The sequence below is a fragment of the Serratia sp. CY33802 genome (assembly GCF_052169095.1).
Lineage (GTDB): Bacteria > Pseudomonadota > Gammaproteobacteria > Enterobacterales > Enterobacteriaceae > Serratia > Serratia bockelmannii.
Genome location: NZ_JBJNLL010000002.1, coordinates 724,858 through 741,615, shown reverse-complemented (window position 1 = coordinate 741,615; position 16,758 = coordinate 724,858). Strand labels below are relative to the sequence as shown.

The 16,758-nt window shown below is 59.0% G+C and carries 14 protein-coding genes; 6 read left to right on the top strand and 8 right to left on the bottom strand.

Annotated features, from left to right (window positions below; translation table 11 throughout):
• The first annotated feature begins 37 nt into the window (after nt 1-37).
• The 5 genes from galS (at nt 38) to ACJ8HA_RS10005 (ending at nt 5,590) form a co-directional block, all read left to right on the top strand.
• Nucleotides 38-1,075 (top strand): HTH-type transcriptional regulator GalS, encoded by a 1,038-nt coding sequence (gene galS, locus ACJ8HA_RS10025; protein ID WP_173889043.1) that lies wholly within the window; start codon nt 38-40, stop codon nt 1,073-1,075.
• A 264-nt stretch (nt 1,076-1,339) separates the two neighbouring features.
• Nucleotides 1,340-2,332 carry a galactose/glucose ABC transporter substrate-binding protein MglB gene (mglB, locus tag ACJ8HA_RS10020; RefSeq protein ID WP_025302149.1) on the top strand — a complete coding sequence of 331 codons (993 nt, stop codon included), beginning with the start codon at nt 1,340-1,342 and terminating at the stop codon, nt 2,330-2,332.
• 99 nt (nt 2,333-2,431) lie between these two features.
• Nucleotides 2,432-3,940 (top strand): galactose/methyl galactoside ABC transporter ATP-binding protein MglA, encoded by a 1,509-nt coding sequence (gene mglA, locus ACJ8HA_RS10015; RefSeq protein ID WP_004938959.1) that lies wholly within the window; start codon nt 2,432-2,434, stop codon nt 3,938-3,940.
• An 11-nt stretch (nt 3,941-3,951) separates the two neighbouring features.
• Nucleotides 3,952-4,962 carry a galactose/methyl galactoside ABC transporter permease MglC gene (mglC, locus tag ACJ8HA_RS10010; protein ID WP_004938953.1) on the top strand — a complete coding sequence of 337 codons (1,011 nt, stop codon included), beginning with the start codon at nt 3,952-3,954 and terminating at the stop codon, nt 4,960-4,962.
• A gap of 235 nt (nt 4,963-5,197) precedes the next feature.
• A complete protein-coding gene (locus ACJ8HA_RS10005; protein WP_043142430.1) occupies nt 5,198-5,590 on the top strand; it encodes a tautomerase family protein in 393 nt (130 codons plus the stop codon).
• 126 nt (nt 5,591-5,716) lie between these two features.
• Here the strand turns inward: ACJ8HA_RS10005 and sanA are convergent, their stop codons facing one another.
• The 8 genes from sanA to metG form a co-directional block, all read right to left on the bottom strand.
• Nucleotides 5,717-6,460 (bottom strand): outer membrane permeability protein SanA, encoded by a 744-nt coding sequence (sanA, locus tag ACJ8HA_RS10000; protein WP_004938948.1) that lies wholly within the window; start codon nt 6,458-6,460, stop codon nt 5,717-5,719.
• A 169-nt stretch (nt 6,461-6,629) separates the two neighbouring features.
• Nucleotides 6,630-8,327, bottom strand: a complete 1,698-nt coding sequence (locus ACJ8HA_RS09995) for an NAD-dependent malic enzyme (protein ID WP_025302151.1) — start codon at nt 8,325-8,327, stop codon at nt 6,630-6,632.
• 221 nt (nt 8,328-8,548) lie between these two features.
• Nucleotides 8,549-9,433, bottom strand: a complete 885-nt coding sequence (cdd, locus tag ACJ8HA_RS09990; protein ID WP_442515316.1) for a cytidine deaminase — start codon at nt 9,431-9,433, stop codon at nt 8,549-8,551.
• A gap of 137 nt (nt 9,434-9,570) precedes the next feature.
• Nucleotides 9,571-10,266 carry a CidB/LrgB family autolysis modulator gene (locus tag ACJ8HA_RS09985; RefSeq protein WP_019454415.1) on the bottom strand — a complete coding sequence of 232 codons (696 nt, stop codon included), beginning with the start codon at nt 10,264-10,266 and terminating at the stop codon, nt 9,571-9,573.
• Nucleotides 10,263-10,670 carry a CidA/LrgA family protein gene (locus ACJ8HA_RS09980; RefSeq protein ID WP_049208868.1) on the bottom strand — a complete coding sequence of 136 codons (408 nt, stop codon included), beginning with the start codon at nt 10,668-10,670 and terminating at the stop codon, nt 10,263-10,265. Before ACJ8HA_RS09980 ends, ACJ8HA_RS09985 begins: the two co-directional genes overlap by 4 nt.
• A 138-nt stretch (nt 10,671-10,808) precedes the next feature.
• On the bottom strand, nt 10,809-12,020 hold the full coding sequence (locus tag ACJ8HA_RS09975) for an MFS transporter (RefSeq protein WP_368908454.1): 1,212 nt from the start codon (nt 12,018-12,020) through the stop codon (nt 10,809-10,811).
• 131 nt (nt 12,021-12,151) lie between these two features.
• The gene (locus ACJ8HA_RS09970) at nt 12,152-13,219 is read right to left on the bottom strand and encodes a sugar ABC transporter substrate-binding protein (protein ID WP_049205821.1); all 1,068 of its coding nucleotides are present in this window, start codon (nt 13,217-13,219) and stop codon (nt 12,152-12,154) included.
• Nucleotides 13,220-13,440: 221 nt separating this feature from the next.
• Nucleotides 13,441-15,468, bottom strand: coding sequence for a methionine--tRNA ligase (gene metG / locus ACJ8HA_RS09965; RefSeq protein WP_049208866.1), 2,028 nt, complete (start codon nt 15,466-15,468; stop codon nt 13,441-13,443).
• Between the two features lie 159 nt (nt 15,469-15,627).
• Here metG and apbC point away from each other — a divergent pair, with 159 nt between their 5' ends.
• Nucleotides 15,628-16,740, top strand: coding sequence for an iron-sulfur cluster carrier protein ApbC (gene apbC / locus ACJ8HA_RS09960; RefSeq protein WP_043142439.1), 1,113 nt, complete (start codon nt 15,628-15,630; stop codon nt 16,738-16,740).
• The last annotated feature ends 18 nt before the right edge of the window (nt 16,741-16,758 follow it).

The following is a 16,758-nucleotide window of genomic DNA, read 5'->3' as shown; positions in this document are numbered from 1 at the left end:
AGCGCCACCGGTCACTACCCCGATTTCAGGATCCCGCATGCCTCCAGTTCATCCGATCACCATTCGCGACGTGGCGAAACGCGCCGGGGTCTCCGTGGCGACCGTCTCCCGCGTGTTGAACCACAGCGCGCTGACCAGCAAGGAGACGCGCGAGCAGGTGCTGCAGGCGGTGGCGGATCTGGGCTATCGCCCCAACGCCAATGCGCAGGCGCTGGCGACCCAAAGCAGCGATACCCTGGGCGTGGTGGTGATGGACGTCTCCGATCCGTTCTTCGGCGCGCTGGTGAAAGCGGTTGACACGGTGGCGCAGAAACACCACAAATACCTGCTGATCGGCAACAGCTATCATCAGGCGGACAAAGAGCGCCATGCGATCGAAGTGCTGATCCGTCAGCGCTGTAATGCCCTGATTGTTCACGCCAAAGCCCTGAGCGACGCCGAGCTGATCGGCTTTCTGGAGCAGGTGCCGGGCATGGTGCTGATCAATCGGATTATCCCCGGCTATGAGCCACGCTGCGTCGGGCTGGATAACGTCTGCGGCGCGGAAATGGCAATGCGTCTTTTGCTGTCGCAGGGCCATCGGCGCATCGGCTACCTGGGCTCCAATCACCCGATAGAAGACGGGCCGCTGCGCCAGCGGGGCTATGCGCAGGCGATGGCCGCCGCCGGGCTGGCCACGCCGGACAACTGGCGCGCGTACGGTTCGCCGGATCTGCAGGGCGGCGAGGCGGCGATGGTGGAACTGCTGGGGCGTAATCTACAGCTGAGCGCGGTGTTCGCTTACAACGACGCCATGGCCGCCGGCGCCATGGCGGTGCTGAAAGAAAACGGTATCACGGTACCGCAGCATTTCTCGCTGATCGGCTTCGACGACATTCCCATCGCGCGTTACACCAGCCCCAAACTCACCACGGTGCGTTACCCGATCGTTTCGATGGCCACGCTGGCCACCGAGCTAGCATTGCAGGGCGCAGCAGGCCTGGCGGAGCCGCAGGCCGCTCATCTGTTCATGCCGACGCTGGTGCGGCGCCATTCTGTCGCCCCCTGGCAAAGTGAGGTGACGGTCACTCTCTGACGATTTAATCCTGTGTAACCGTTTTCAATCTGTGAGAAAATTCACAGAATATTAACATCACGCCGTCTATGCTCTAGGCGTTTTCCGGCGCAAAGGCCCTTGCCGCTGCAACCTTTATCTCGCGCTGACACAGCATTTCTCGGAAATAACAAGATCCACGGACGACAGGTGTTGAGTGGAAATCGCCTGGCCTGGGGTGTGCGCACTGCCGGTGACCATTGGCTCAAAGACGAGTAATACCCTACACAGAACCGGAGACTGACAATGAATAAGAAGGTTTTCACCCTGGCCGCCATGGCCGCAGCCATGATGTTTGGCGCCGCAGCCCATGCTGATACCCGTATTGGCGTCACGATTTACAAATACGACGACAACTTCATGTCGGTGGTGCGCAAGGCGATCGAGAAAGATGCCAAGGCTTCGCCGGACGTCACTCTGCTGATGAATGACTCGCAGAACGACCAGTCCAAACAGAACGATCAGATCGACGTGCTGCTGGCCAAGGGCGTGAAAGCGCTGGCGATCAACCTGGTCGACCCGGCCGCGGCACCGGTGGTTATTGATAAGGCGCGCGCAAACGATATCCCGGTGGTGTTCTACAACAAAGAACCTTCCCGCAAGGCGTTGGACAGCTATGACAAGGCATATTACGTCGGCACCGACTCCAAAGAGTCCGGCGTGATCCAGGGCGAGCTGATCGCCAAACACTGGCAAGCCAACCCGGCCTGGGATCTGAACAAAGACGGCCAGATCCAGTTCGTGCTGCTGAAGGGCGAACCGGGCCACCCGGATGCCGAAGCGCGCACTACCTACGTGGTGAAGACGCTGAACGAAAAAGGCATCAAGACCCAGCAGCTGCAGATGGATACCGCGATGTGGGATACCGCGCAGGCGAAAGACAAGATGGACGCTTGGCTCTCCGGCCCGAATGCCAACAAGATTGAAGTGGTGATCGCCAACAACGACGCTATGGCAATGGGCGCGGTGGAAGCGCTGAAAGCGCACAACAAGACCAGTATCCCGGTGTTCGGCGTCGATGCGCTGCCTGAAGCGCTGGCGCTGGTGAAATCCGGCGCGATGGCGGGCACGGTGCTGAACGACGCCGACAACCAGGCGAAAGCCACCTTCGAGCTGGCGAAAAACCTGGCGGCAGGCAAACCGGCCACCGAAGGCACCCAATATAAAGTCGAAAATAAAGTCGTGCGTATCCCTTACGTCGGCGTAGATAAAGACAACCTGTCTCAGTTCGTTAAATAAGAATTGAGATCCCGCTAAGACCCCGCCTGCGGCGCCAACACCAGGGATACCGCCGGCGGGGATGTTTACGACTGCAAGATCGTTAAGCCAGGTGTATTTATGGCCGATAGCTCACGCGAATTTTTGCTGGAAATGACGGATATCTGTAAGTCATTTCCCGGCGTCAAAGCTTTGGACAATGTCAATTTACGCGTCCGTCCGCACTCGATTCACGCCCTGATGGGGGAGAACGGGGCGGGGAAATCGACGTTGCTGAAATGCCTGTTCGGCATTTATAAAAAAGACAGCGGCAGCATTGTGTTTCAGGGCAGGGAAATCGATTTCAAGAGCTCGAAGGAAGCGTTGGAACACGGCGTTTCGATGGTGCATCAGGAGCTGAACCTGGTGCTGCAACGCACCGTGATGGACAACATGTGGCTGGGGCGCTATCCGACCAAAGGCCTGTTCGTCGATCAGGACAAGATGTTCAAAGACACCCAGGCGATCTTTGACGAGCTGGATATCGACATCAACCCGCGCGAAAAGGTGGGCAACCTGTCGGTGTCGCAGATGCAGATGATCGAGATCGCCAAGGCGTTTTCCTACGACGCCAAGATCGTCATCATGGATGAACCGACCTCTTCGCTGACGGAGAAAGAGGTCAATCATCTGTTCACCATCATCCGCAAGCTGAAAGAACGCGGCTGCGGCATCGTCTATATCTCGCACAAGATGGAAGAGATCTTCCAGCTGTGCGACGAGATAACGGTGCTGCGCGATGGCCAGTGGATCGCCACCCAGCCGCTGGAAGGGCTGGATATGGACAAGATCATCGCCATGATGGTCGGCCGCTCGCTGAGCCAGCGCTTCCCGGACAGGCAAAACACGCCGGGTGAGGTGATCCTTGAGGTGAAGAACCTGACATCGCTGCGCCAGCCTTCGATCCGCGATGTGTCCTTCGATCTGCACCAGGGCGAGATCCTCGGCATCGCCGGGCTGGTGGGCGCCAAGCGCACCGACATCGTCGAGACGCTGTTCGGCATTCGTGAAAAGGTGGCGGGCACTATAAAGCTGCACGGCAAGGCGATCGACAACCACAGTGCCAACGAAGCGATCAACCACGGGTTTGCGTTGGTGACCGAAGAGCGCCGATCCACCGGGATTTACGCTTACCTCGATGTGGGTTTCAACTCGTTGATCTCCAATATCCGCAATTATAAAAACAAGCTCGGCCTGCTGGATAACGCGCGGATGAAGAGCGACACCCAGTGGGTGATCGACGCCATGCGGGTGAAAACGCCGGGGCATCACACCCATATCGGCTCGCTGTCCGGCGGCAACCAGCAGAAGGTGATCATCGGCCGCTGGCTGCTGACGCAGCCGGAGATCCTGATGCTGGATGAACCGACGCGCGGCATCGACGTGGGCGCCAAGTTCGAGATTTATCAGCTGATGACCGAACTGGCGAAGAAGGGCAAGGGGATCATTATCGTCTCGTCCGAAATGCCGGAGCTTTTGGGGATCACCGACCGTATTTTGGTGATGAGCAATGGTCAGGTTGCGGGCATCGTTAACACCAAACAGACCTCGCAAAATGAAATCTTACGTCTCGCCTCCCTGCACCTTTAAGGATCGGAATTATGAACGCGCTAAATAAAAAAACCTTATTTACCTATTTCAAGGAAGGCGGCATTTACGTGGTGTTGCTGGTGCTGTTGGCCATCATCATCATTCAGGATCCTACCTTCCTTAGCCTGATGAACCTGAGCAACATCCTGACGCAGTCTTCGGTGCGCATCATCATCGCGCTGGGCGTGGCGGGATTGATCGTGACTCAGGGCACCGACCTGTCCGCCGGGCGGCAGGTGGGGCTGGCGGCGGTGGTGGCGGCCACGCTGCTGCAGTCGATGGATAACGTCAACAAGGTATTCCCGCACATGGAAACCTGGTCGATTCCCCTGGTCATCTTGCTGGTGTGTGCGGTCGGCGCGGTGATCGGCCTGGTTAACGGCCTGATTATCGCCTATCTCAACGTGACGCCGTTCATCACCACCTTAGGCACCATGATCATCGTCTACGGCATCAACTCGCTGTATTACGATTCGGTCGGCGCGTCGCCGGTCGCGGGTTTCGATCCGAAGTTTTCCACCTTTGCCCAGGGCTTCTTGCGCTTCGGCGACTTTAAGCTGTCGTACATTACTTTTTACGCGCTGATCGCCATCATATTCGTCTGGATCCTGTGGACCAAGACCCGCTTCGGCAAGAACATCTTCGCCATCGGCGGCAACCCGGAAGCGGCTAAGGTGTCCGGCGTCAACGTGCCGTTGAACCTGATCATGATCTATGCGCTGTCCGGCGTGTTCTACGCCTTCGGCGGCTTGCTGGAAGCGGGACGCATCGGCAGCGCCACCAATAACCTCGGCTTTATGTATGAGCTGGACGCCATCGCCGCCTGCGTGGTGGGGGGCGTCTCGTTTGCCGGCGGGGTGGGTACGGTGTGGGGCGTGGTGACCGGGGTGATCATCTTTACCGTCATCAACTACGGCCTGACCTATATCGGCATCAACCCGTACTGGCAATACATCATCAAGGGCAGCATCATCATCTTCGCCGTGGCGTTGGACTCGTTGAAATACGCCAAGAAGAAGTAGGTTTACCGCAGTACAGACAACAAGGCCGGCCTATTGCCGGCCTTGTTGCATTCTAGGAGGCAGGGCGCAGCAAAACAGTAAGGCATTATTTGGCAATGGCTGGCTGGGTTGTTTCGGGTAAGGGAATTGCCCGATCTTGAGGTTGGGTTGGTTACAGCGTGACACAGTTTTCGGGCTACCCACATGACATGAAGCCAGTAAACTGCTTTTATCTACCGTTCTCAGGGAGCAAACTATGCCTGTATTTACCATTACGCTGAAAAGTCGTAATACGCTTGATAAGAAAAGAATTTCATCAGCTATTCACGCGGCGGTAGTAAAAACCGGCTATCCTGCGAACGATCAATTCCAGCGCTTTATCCGTCTTGGGGAAGACGATTTATATGTGGACCCCACTTATCCCGATCTGGAATCCCCCCGCAGCGCTAACTTCGTGTTGATTGAAGCCATGCTTTCCTCTGGTTCCCCTGATGCCCGCAAACAATTGCTCTTGCAATCACTGGTACAGGAACTCGCCCTGATTGGACTGGACAGCAATGATTTGATGGTCCTTTTCATTGAACTGGATCGTTTGAATAGTTCATTCGGCGGCGGCAGAAGGGCATCGCCGCTTTCTATGTCGCAATAAGCTGTCAACGTACGTAGAGAGTGCTTTACGCAAATCATCCGGTATTCGTTAACACTGCGTATTTCTCGGATAATACGCCCTTTTAGCGTATTGCTGGGGACGCGTGTAAAACCCTCTGCCGGATGATTAAGGCTGTTTGGCTTTCTGCTTCTCTTCTTTCAGCTTGTGCTCCAGTTCCACCAACTGTTCCGGTGACACGGCGGGATAACCCTGGGCGTCTTCCGGCACGGTGTGCATGGCGGAGATCGGGATCAGCGGGCCGAGGAAGCGCGGCTCGCGCTTGAGGATGTACAGATCGGTCAGCGCACCCAGGCGAGCGAAGATCTCGCGGGCGCGCACCGTCATCATGTCCTTCGGCGACGGCACCGCGTAGCACTGCGCCTGAATGCCCATGTGCAAGGCGATGAACAGCGCGCGCTCGCAGTGGAAACGCTGGGTGATGATGATGAAATCGTTGGTGTCGAACACTTTGCGGGTGCGCACGATGGAGTCTAGAGTGCGGAAGCCGGCGTAGTCCAGCACGATATCGCTCGGCGCCACGCCGGCGGCGATCAGATCGCGACGCATGGTCATCGGTTCGTTGTAGCTTTGCTGGGCATTGTCGCCGCTCAGCAGCAGGTATTTCACCTTGCCGCTGTTATAGGCGTTGATCGCCCCTTGAATGCGGTAACGGTAGTACTGGTTGATCACCCCGGTGCGGTAATACTTGGCCGTGCCGAGCACCACGCCAACCTGGCGGTGCGGCAGCTCCTGCAGTTCGTCGTAGACGTAAGGCGCGGTTTTCCAGCTGATCCAGCGATCGAGCGCAATAGCCGAACCCATCAACACCGCAATGATGATGAACAGGCTGATGATCAGGCGTTTCCACATGTTGTTGCCTTACGCGCGCCGGGCTGAAAAAGATGGATCAAGGCTACTTTACCTGACCGATCGACGCAAGACGCGAACCGCCTGAAGCACGCGCAACGCCGCATTTTTCGGCGGTTTTGCCGCACAAAAAAGCCCGGCGGAGCCGGGCTGGGTCATTTCAGCGCGTTGATCAGAACGAGGTGCGTTTGTAGCTGCGGTACTGCGGCCGCCAGAAGTTGTGCTCGATGGCTTTCGACAGCGCGTCTTCGGAGGTGACGATCGCCACACCCTGTAGCTGCGCCGCTTTACCCACTTCCATGGCGATGCACTTCGACACGCCCTGAATATCGTCGATATTCGGCAGCAGTGCGCCGTGGCCGTCGGTGGCCAGCGGCGAACAGTCCGCCAGCGCGCGGCTGGCGGCCATCAGCATAGCGTCGGTGACGCGGGTGGCGCCGGAGGCCAGCACGCCGAGGCCAATCCCCGGGAAGATGTAGGAGTTGTTGCACTGGGCGATCGGGTACAGCTGCTCTTTATAGCTCACCGGTGCGAACGGGCTGCCGGTCGCGACCAGGGCGGCGCCGTCGGTCCAGTTGATGATGTCTTCTGGGCGGGCTTCCACGCGCGAGGTCGGGTTGGATAGCGGCATCACGATAGGGCGTTCGCAGTGCTTGTGCATTTCGCGGATCAGCTCTTCGGTAAACAGCCCCGGCTGGCCGGAAACGCCGATCAGAATGGTCGGCTTGGCGTTGCGCACCACGTCCAGCAGCGAGATGGCGTCGCTGGCGGTTTCCCAACCGGTCAGGTTGTCGCTCTTCTGTACCAGCTTGCTCTGGAAATCGAGCAGGTTCGGCAGTTTGTCGGTCAGCAGGCCGAAGCGGTCGACCATGAATACGCGGGCGCGCGCTTCGTCTTCGCTCAACCCTTCGGACTTCATCTGCGCGATGATCTGCTCGGCGATGCCACAGCCGGCGGAACCGGCACCGAGGAAGGTGACGGTCTGATCGCGCAGCTGGCTGCCGGCGGCGCGGCTGGCGGCGATCAGGCTGCCGAGGGTCACCGCGGCAGTGCCCTGAATGTCATCGTTGAAGCAGCAGATCTCGTCGCGATAGCGGTTCAACAACGGGGTGGCGTTGTTCTGTGCGAAGTCTTCGAACTGCAGCAGTACGTTCGGCCAGCGGCGTTTGACCGCCTGAATAAACTCTTCGACGAAGGCGTGGTACTCCTCGCCGGAGATGCGCGGATGGCGCCAGCCCATGTACAGCGGATCGTTGAGGCGCTGCGGGTTGTTGGTGCCGACGTCCAGCACCACCGGCAGGGTATAGGCCGGGCTGATGCCGCCGCAGGCGGTATACAGCGACAGCTTGCCGATGGGAATGCCCATGCCGCCGATGCCCTGGTCGCCCAGGCCGAGGATACGCTCGCCGTCGGTGACCACGATCACCTTGACGTTCTGCTTGGTGGCGTTTTGCAGCATGTCATCGATGCGATCGCGGTTCGGGTAGGAGATGAACAGCCCGCGCGCGCGGCGATAGATATCGGAGAAGTGTTCGCAGGCCTCGCCGACGGTCGGGGTGTAAATGATCGGCATCATCTCGCTCAGGTGCGAGTCCAGCAGGCGGTAGAACAGGGTTTCGTTGGTGTCCTGGATGTTGCGCAGGTAGATGTGCTTGTCGTTATCGTTCTTGAAATCCTGATACTGACGGTAGGCGCGTTCCACCTGTTCTTCGATGGTTTCCACCGCCTCCGGCAGCAGGCCGTGCAGGTTGAAGTGGCTACGTTCTTCCTCGGTGAAAGCGCTGCCTTTGTTCAGCAGCGGAAATTCCAGCAGAATCGGGCCGGCGTAAGGGATATAGAGCGGGCGTTTGCTTTCGTATTCTAGTTCCATCAGTTTTACTCTTCACGTATCAGATAACTTTATTGCCGACGATCCTAAGAGATAAAGAGAAGATGTACAGCATTTGTTGCCAGATGATGAACCAGGTTGGCGTAATTATCGACAATCAAATGATTTTTTAACTAAAGAAAGTGTTTCTTGCGGCGTCGGGGCATTGTATTTGGCGGGCGGGGCTGTTAACGGCGGAACCGGATGGCCCCGCCGTGGTGCGCTTAGAAAGTGGCGCGGCTGACGTTCTGGCAGCCTAGCGCCGCCAGGGTGGCGCGGGTGGCGTCCCACTGGCTGAGGATCGCCTCCTGCGGCTCGACCAGTACGGCGCGGCGAATGTTCAGGCAATCGCCGCCGGAGAGGTTCAGCAGGATCAGCGCGGCCTGCAGCGGCGGCAGGCTAGGGTTGAAGGCGGCGTTTTCCGCATAACGGCCGGCATAGATAATGCCGTCTGTCGTTTCCAGCGCCACGCCGCTGTGGGTGTTGCTGTACGGTGCGTGACTCTGATTGGCCGCCGCCAGTGCCGCCTGTGTCAGTGCGTCGTCCAGCGCCAGCTGGTGACCGTGATCGACCTTGTCCATCAGCAGCGAAGCGATATCCAGATCTTTCGGGCCGAAGGCGTCCGGCAGATAGTCCGCCAGCGTAGCCGGCGCGCGGCCCGGCAGACGGATCTGCAGTTCGCCGCCGCTGTTCAGCTCATTCATAAACTGGCGGCAATGACCGCACGGCGTGTAATTGACGGTGACCGAGGCCAGCGCCGATTCACCGCGCAGCCAGGCATGGGTAACCGCGCACTGTTCCGCATGCACGGTTTGCTGCAGCGGTGCGCCGCTGAATTCCATATTGGCGCCGAAATAGAGGTTGCCACTTTGCCCGCGCGCGATGGCGCCGACGTGGAAATGCGATATCGGGGTTAACGAGCAGGCCGCCGCCAGCGGCAGCAGCGCGAATGCCAGCGCATCATCGTCCAGCCCGCAACCTGTGCGGATCGCCGCCGCTTGCTCGGCCGTGAACATCGCCGGAAAGTCAGGCGCGTCCAGATAGGGCCGCAGGGCGGATTGCAGTGTCGCGGGCAGTGCGCTGAAAGCGGTGTGAAAACGCGGATGCATAGAAGGTCTCTCTACGAGTTAACGGGGTAACATTCTAGGCAGGCCAGAGACATTAAAGTGTGATTAATGTCTCTTAATTGGTGAAATTAATGCAATGAAATAAATAAATGCGAGATGTATCGCAAGTTTCGTCGTATTCAGCCGAACAGATGCAGCAGCACCGGGAACAGGAACGGCGCCAGCAGTGAGGTGATGATGCCGCAGATCACCAGCGCCAGCGAGCCGAATGCGCCTTCCTGGTAGTCCATCTCCGCGCAGCGTGCGGTGCCCAGCGCGTGGGATGCGGTGCCCATCGCCAGGCCGCGCGCAGAGTGGGTGGTGATTTTCAACAGGTTGAACAGCGTATGGCCGAACACGGCGCCGAGGATACCGACGAAAATGACGCAGACTGCGCTGATCGCCGGAATACCGCCGAGCGAGTCCGCGACGGCCATGGCGATTGGCGTAGTGACCGATTTCGGCAGGATAGAGGCGGCGATTTCCGGCGTGGCGCCCAGCCACAGGGCGATGGCGCCGCCGCTGATCATGGCGGTCAGGCTGCCGATGAAGCACACCGCGATAATCGACTTCCAGCGCGCGCGGATCTGGTGCAGCTGTTCATACAGCGGGAAGGCCAGCGCGACAACCGCCGGCTGCAGCAGATCGTTGAGGATTTTGCTGCCCTGAAAGTAGCGCTCATAGGGGATGCCGGTGAGCAGCAGCAGCGGGATGATCACCGCCATGGACACCAGCAGCGGATTGAGCAGCGGCATGTTCAGTTTGCGCGCCAGCCAGCGCGCGGCGAAATAGACCGCCAGCGTCAGCGGCAGCGACCACCAGATTTCATGGATCATGAGTTGCCCTCCGTATCGTCGGGCTTACCGGCGATGCGGCGCTCGCGGTGAAAATAGTGTGAGGTATAGCCGACCACCACCAGCACCATCAGCGTGCTGATGAGGCAAGAGATGACCAGCGGGCCTAGATGCGCGACGATCTGGTCATAGTATTTCATCACCCCGACGCCGATCGGCACGAACAGCAGCACCATGTAGCGGATCAGCAAATGGCAGCCGGGTTTAACCCATTTGGCCGGCAGGATCTGGGTAGAGAGCAGGGCGAACAGCAGCAGCATGCCGAGGATGCTGCCGGGAATGGCGAACGGCAGCAGCGCCGCCACTGCGTTGCCGACGAACAGACACAGGTAGATGAGGAGCAGGGCTCTCAGGTATTTCCAGCACAGTGTGAGCACGTTGGCCATTGTCTTTCCCCGTTTAATTGCTGCATTCATCATACAATTAAACTGTGAGCCATGCCACAGATCGCACCATGAATTATCGCTATGGGTGCCATACCCGATCGGCGGGTTGACAGCCCGCAATGGCTGCCACGCGCGGGTTCAGCGCGTGTCTTCGGCCGCTGCCGCCGCGTGTTCTGCCAGCCGGTGGCCGAGGAAGAAAAACAGCAGGCTGAGCAGCGCGGCGCCGACCAGCATCACGAACATTAACGGCGGCGCGGCATAGCTGAGCAGCACTCCGCACAGTACCGGGTTGATGGCACCGCCCAGCGCGCTGAGATTCTGTACTCCATAGTAGCTGCCTTTCAGGTGCGGGGGCGCGATAAAGTCGATGAACATGTATTCCACCGGGATCACGATGATTTCGCCGAGGGTAAACACCGCCATCGCCGCCAGCCACAGCCAGACCGCCTGGCCGGCCGCCATGAAACCGAGCAGCCCGACGATGAAAAACAGCGTGCCCAGCACCAGCCAGCGCAGCATGTTTTCCTGGCGCATACCGCGGCTGAGCAGGTATTGCAGGGCGATAACCATGCTGGCGTTGACGATCATCACCAGCCCGATGATTTTGTAGGCGAACTCGGCGCTGGAGACGGTGATCAGATACTGCGACAGATAGCCGGTGAACTGACCGAACACCACGGCGCCCAGGGTGCTGCCGAGGGTGAAGTAGATAAGCCGCCGATCGCTCCGCAGGATTGTCAGCGTCTGGCGGAAGTTGGGGAGCGCGGCCGGTGCGGCGGCTGGCGTTGCGCGCTGTTGCCGACCGCGCAAGCGCAGGCTTAGCGCCGCCACCGTCGCCAGCGCCAACCCGCCCGACAGGTAAAACGGCAGCAGCGGGCTAAGCCCGGCCACCAGAACGCCGAGCGCAGAACCGATCGCCCAGCCGACGTTGACCAGCGTGTAGTTGATTGAAAAAGCCTTGATGCGCTGCTCAACCGGCAACCCGTCGGCGAAGCAGGCCTTAATGGTGATGCTCAGCACCGAATAACAGGTATGCAAGATGGCCAGCACCACGATCACGCCGCCGGGGCGCGGGATCCAGGGAATGGCGAAGAAGCTCAGCGCAAACAATACAATCGACAGCAGGATCAGGCGGTTCTTGCTGAATTTGTCCACTAGATAGCCGCCGTACAGGCTGGCAAGGATGCCGAGGGTCAGGCTGACGCCCAGGATCACGCCCACGCTCTTCGGCAGCAGATGGAAATGCTCGGTGAGGTAGATGGTAATGAACGGCAGCGTCACGCCGCGGCCGATGGTCAACACCAGCGAACTGGCCAGCAGCATGTTAATCAGCGAGGGGAATCCCTTCATTCGAAGCCTGTTTATGCATACAGTTATTGGGCGATGCAGATAACATAGCGTATTTTGGCGAGGACGGAAGGGGGAAGCCGAAAATTAGTTTAAAAACAGAGGCTGCGTCGGCAGCCTCGTCAAAAACAGCATTATTTACCGTGTTCGGCCTGCAGCGTGGCGAACCACGGTTGCACGAAGTCGCTGCTGCTGCCCCAGCCGGGGATGATCTTCGCCAGCCCGGCGACGTTGACCGGCCCCGGCTGCGCCAGCAGCAGCGCCTGCGGAATGACCGTCGCTTTGAACTGATAGCTGTCCGGCGTGCTTTCCCCGGCGATCTTGTTGGCCACCAGGCGCACGTTGACTGCGCCGATAAGCTTCGGATCCACCGCCACGCTGACCTGCCACGGGCTGCCGGCTTCGCGCATCAGCTGCAAGTCCTGGTTGGAGATATCGATGCTGTACAGCTTGATCTCGGTGCGGCCGTTCTCTTTCAACGCTTTGTAAGCGCCCTGAGTGAAGGCGTCCCAGGTGCCCCAGATGGCGTCGATCTTGCCTTTCGGGTATTTCGCCAGCACCGCGCCCACCTTGTTGGCGGTATCGCCCTGCACGTCGGATGAAACCGCGCCAATCGATTCCAGCTCGTGAATGCCCGGATGCTGTTTCAGCAGCTGCTGATAGGCGGCCTGGCGGCGTTCCATCGGTGGGAAGCCGGCTACCCAGAGTTTGATGATGTTGGCCTGGCCGTTGAAATCCTTCACTAACTGGCCGAAGGAGGCGTTGGCCAGCGAAGCGTCGTCCTGCTGCGAGACGGTGACGCCGGGAACGCTGCCACTGACGTCGGTATCGAACGCCGCGACGGCGATGCCGGCCGCCGCGATGCGTTTGACCAGCTCGGTGGAATAGGGGGCTCGCCCCTGTGAGAGAATGATGCCGTCATATTTCTGGCTGATAGCCTGGTTGACGAAGTCCTGGAAGCGCGCGTCGTCGCCGTTGCTGAGGAAGGTGTCCACCTTGAAGCCCAGCTTGCGTCCTTCCTGGATGGCACCCGCCAAAAATTGCGTGGTGTTGTCGTCGGAACCGAGGTTGCGGATCACCGCGATGCGCACCGGCCCCTGATGCTGAGCGATGGCAGCTGGCACGGCGGCGTTTTCCGCTGCCTGCAGCGGCAGGGCAGCCAGCAGGCTGAGGGCGAGCAGCGAAGTCTTGACGTTTTTCATTATTATAGGCTCCAAAAAGCAGGGAAACGATCCCGGTGAAGGTCTGTTATAGCAGTCTTTCTGTCTGGACGTCTATTTGTTGTTGCGGAGCATCATAGCGAGATGCGGCAGGCGAGGGAATCAGAGCGGTTATGACTTTTTCTTACTGCTTATAACGTCGGGTTTGAGACATTAAAAAAGGGCCGAGCAAGCTCGACCCTCGATGTTACGCACCGGTGCGGTTATTTGACCTGCATACCAGGCTGCGCGCCGCTGTCCGGGCTCAGCAGGAAGATCTCTTTCCCGCCAGGGCCCGCCGCCATCACCATGCCTTCCGAAACGCCGAAACGCATTTTGCGCGGCGCCAGGTTGGCGACCATGATGGTCAGACGGCCTTCCAGCGCTTTCGGATCCGGGTAAGCGGAGCGAATGCCGGAGAAGATCTGGCGCAGTTCGCCGCCCAGATCCAGCTGTAGTTTCAGCAGCTTGTCGGAGCCTTCGACAAAGTCGGCGCTCTTGATCAGAGCGATGCGCATGTCTACCTTGGCAAAGTCGTCGAAGGTGATGGTTTCCTGAATAGGATCATCGGCCAATGGACCGGTCACCGGTTTGGCGGCGGCCATGTCTTCCTTCGAGGCGTTGACCATCTCGCTGACCTTATCCAGATCGATACGGTTGAACAGCGCTTTGAATGCGTTCACCTGGTGGCCCAGCAGCGGTTGCGGGATTGCGTCCCAGCTCAGCTCGGCGTTGAGGAACGCTTCGGCGCGTTCGGTCAGTGAAGGCAGTACCGGCTTCAGGTAAGTCATCAGCACGCGGAACAGGTTGATGCCCATCGAGCAGATGGCCTGCAGATCGGCGTCGCGGCCTTCTTCCTTCGCCACCACCCACGGCGCCTGTTCATCCACGTAACGGTTGGCCAGATCGGCCAGCGCCATGATTTCGCGGATTGCACGGCTGAACTCGCGGCTGGCATAAGCTTCGGCGATGCTCTGCGCCGCGTCGACGAAGGTCTGGTACAACGCCGGATCGGCCAGGCTGTCGGCCAGCTTGCCGCCGAAGCGCTTGTTGATAAAGCCGGCGTTGCGCGAAGCGAGGTTCACCACCTTGTTGACAATGTCGGCGTTCACGCGCTGCACGAAGTCTTCCAGATTGAGATCGATGTCATCAATGCGTGAAGAGAGCTTGGCGGCGTAGTAATAGCGCAGGCAGTCGGCGTCGAGGTGCTGCAGGTAGGTGCCGGCCTTGATGAAGGTGCCGCGCGACTTGGACATCTTGGCGCCGTTCACCGTCACGTAACCGTGCACGAACAGGTTGGTCGGTTTGCGGAAGTTGCTGCCTTCCAGCATCGCCGGCCAGAACAGGCTGTGGAAGTAGACGATGTCCTTGCCGATGAAGTGATAGAGCTCGGTGGTGGCGTCTTTGCGCCAGAACTCGTCGAAGTCCAGATCGCCGCGTTTGTCGCACAGGTTCTTGAAGGAACCCATGTAGCCGATCGGTGCGTCCAGCCAGACGTAGAAGTATTTGCCCGGCGCATCCGGAATTTCGAAGCCGAAGTAAGGCGCATCGCGGGAGATGTCCCACTGCTGCAGGCCGGATTCGAACCACTCCTGCATCTTGTTCGCCACTTGCTCTTGCAGCGCGCCGGAGCGCGTCCACGCCTGCAGCATTTCGCTGAAGGCCGGCAGATCGAAGAAGAAGTGCTCGGAGTCGCGCATTACCGGCGTCGCGCCGGAAACCACGGACTTCGGATCGATCAGTTCCGTCGGGCTGTAGGTGGCGCCACACACTTCGCAGTTGTCGCCGTATTGGTCCGGCGATTTGCATTTCGGGCAGGTGCCCTTCACGAAACGGTCCGGCAGGAACATACCTTTCTCCGGATCGTACAGCTGAGAAATGGTGCGGTTCTTGATAAAACCGTTTTCTTTCAGGCGGCTGTAAATCAGGGTGGACAGCTCACGGTTTTCATCGCTATGGGTCGAGTGATAGTTGTCATAGCTGATGCCAAAGCCGGCGAAATCCTGTTGGTGCTCCTGGCTCATCTCCGCGATCATTTCTTCCGGTTTTACGCCCAGCTGCTGCGCTTTCAGCATGATCGGCGTGCCGTGCGCGTCGTCCGCGCAAATGAAATGCACTTCGTGGCCGCGCATTCGTTGGTAACGCACCCAGATATCCGCCTGGATGTGCTCGAGCATGTGGCCGAGATGGATGGAACCATTTGCGTACGGTAGCGCGCACGTCACCAATAATTTTTTCGCGACTTGAGCCATAGTGAGAACTTGCTTTCTGTAATGAATAAAAGGGCCTTCGATGTTAACCGATCGCGCCCTTCGCTGCTAGGGCGGTTTCTTGCAGGTTATACGCGCCAGCCGCCGGGCAGTTCTGATATGCTTAGCCGGAAGCTACCCATTCAAAATCAAGGAGCCGGGATGAACGCAAAATCCCCTGAGCAGACCAACCCCGAAGTTCTGCGCGCCCTGGTGACCGGTGTACTGGCCGCCTTTGAACACCCGACGTTGAAAAACAACCTGACCGCATTGAAGGCTATCCATCACTGCGCGTTGCTGGACGATGTGCTGCATATCGAACTGACGATGCCGTTTGCCTGGCTGAGCGGCTTTGAAGCGCTGCAGGCAAGCGTTGGCCCCGAGCTGCTGCGCGTGACCGGCGCCAGCGCCATCGATTGGAAGCTTAAACACGATATCACGACGCTGAAGCGTGCCAACGGCCAGGCCGGTATCAAAGGCGTGCGCAATATCATCGCCGTCAGCTCCGGTAAAGGCGGGGTGGGGAAATCCACCACCGCCGTCAACCTGGCGCTGGCGCTGGTCGCCGAAGGGGCCAAGGTCGGCATTCTGGACGCCGACATATACGGCCCGTCGATCCCCAATATGCTGGGCACCGAACACGAGCGGCCGACTTCGCCGGACGGTCAACATATGGCACCAATCATGGCGCACGGCCTGGCGACCAACTCTATCGGCTATCTGGTGACCGACGACAATGCTATGGTGTGGCGCGGACCGATGGCCAGTAAGGCGCTGATGCAGCTGTTGCAGGATACGCTGTGGCCGGATCTGGATTATCTGGTGCTGGACATGCCGCCGGGTACCGGCGACATTCAGCTGACGCTGTCGCAGAACATTCCGGTGACCGGCGCACTGGTGGTTACCACCCCGCAGGATATCGCTTTGCTGGATGCCGCCAAGGGCATCGTGATGTTCGAGAAAGTGCATGTGCCGGTGCTGGGCATCGTGGAGAACATGAGCGTGCATATCTGCAGCAACTGCGGTCACCATGAGCCGATTTTCGGCACCGGTGGCGCCGAGAAGCTGGTGCAGAAATACAACAGTCGTCTGCTGGGGCAGATGCCGTTGCATATTTCGCTGCGTGAAGATCTGGATCGCGGTACGCCGACGGTGATCAGCCGACCGGACAGCGAATTCGCCGACATGTATCGTCAATTGGCCGGCCGTGTGGCTGCGCAGATGTATTGGCAGGGCGAGGCGATCCCGACAGAGATTGCGTTCCGCGCGCTGTAATCAGCCTATCGCAATGCA

Bases quoted from the DNA above. Each gene is read 5' to 3' on its own strand.
- galS (WP_173889043.1), top strand. From the start codon at position 38: ATGCCTCCAGTTCATCCGATCACCATTCGCGACGTGGCGAAACGCGCC.
- mglB (WP_025302149.1), top strand. From the start codon at position 1,340: ATGAATAAGAAGGTTTTCACCCTGGCCGCCATGGCCGCAGCCATGATG.
- mglA (WP_004938959.1), top strand. From the start codon at position 2,432: ATGGCCGATAGCTCACGCGAATTTTTGCTGGAAATGACGGATATCTGT.
- mglC (WP_004938953.1), top strand. From the start codon at position 3,952: ATGAACGCGCTAAATAAAAAAACCTTATTTACCTATTTCAAGGAAGGC.
- ACJ8HA_RS10005 (WP_043142430.1), top strand. From the start codon at position 5,198: ATGCCTGTATTTACCATTACGCTGAAAAGTCGTAATACGCTTGATAAG.
- sanA (WP_004938948.1), bottom strand. From the start codon at position 6,460: ATGTGGAAACGCCTGATCATCAGCCTGTTCATCATCATTGCGGTGTTG.
- ACJ8HA_RS09995 (WP_025302151.1), bottom strand. From the start codon at position 8,327: ATGGAACTAGAATACGAAAGCAAACGCCCGCTCTATATCCCTTACGCC.
- cdd (WP_442515316.1), bottom strand. From the start codon at position 9,433: ATGCATCCGCGTTTTCACACCGCTTTCAGCGCACTGCCCGCGACACTG.
- ACJ8HA_RS09985 (WP_019454415.1), bottom strand. From the start codon at position 10,266: ATGATCCATGAAATCTGGTGGTCGCTGCCGCTGACGCTGGCGGTCTAT.
- ACJ8HA_RS09980 (WP_049208868.1), bottom strand. From the start codon at position 10,670: ATGGCCAACGTGCTCACACTGTGCTGGAAATACCTGAGAGCCCTGCTC.
- ACJ8HA_RS09975 (WP_368908454.1), bottom strand. From the start codon at position 12,020: ATGAAGGGATTCCCCTCGCTGATTAACATGCTGCTGGCCAGTTCGCTG.
- ACJ8HA_RS09970 (WP_049205821.1), bottom strand. From the start codon at position 13,219: ATGAAAAACGTCAAGACTTCGCTGCTCGCCCTCAGCCTGCTGGCTGCC.
- metG (WP_049208866.1), bottom strand. From the start codon at position 15,468: ATGGCTCAAGTCGCGAAAAAATTATTGGTGACGTGCGCGCTACCGTAC.
- apbC (WP_043142439.1), top strand. From the start codon at position 15,628: ATGAACGCAAAATCCCCTGAGCAGACCAACCCCGAAGTTCTGCGCGCC.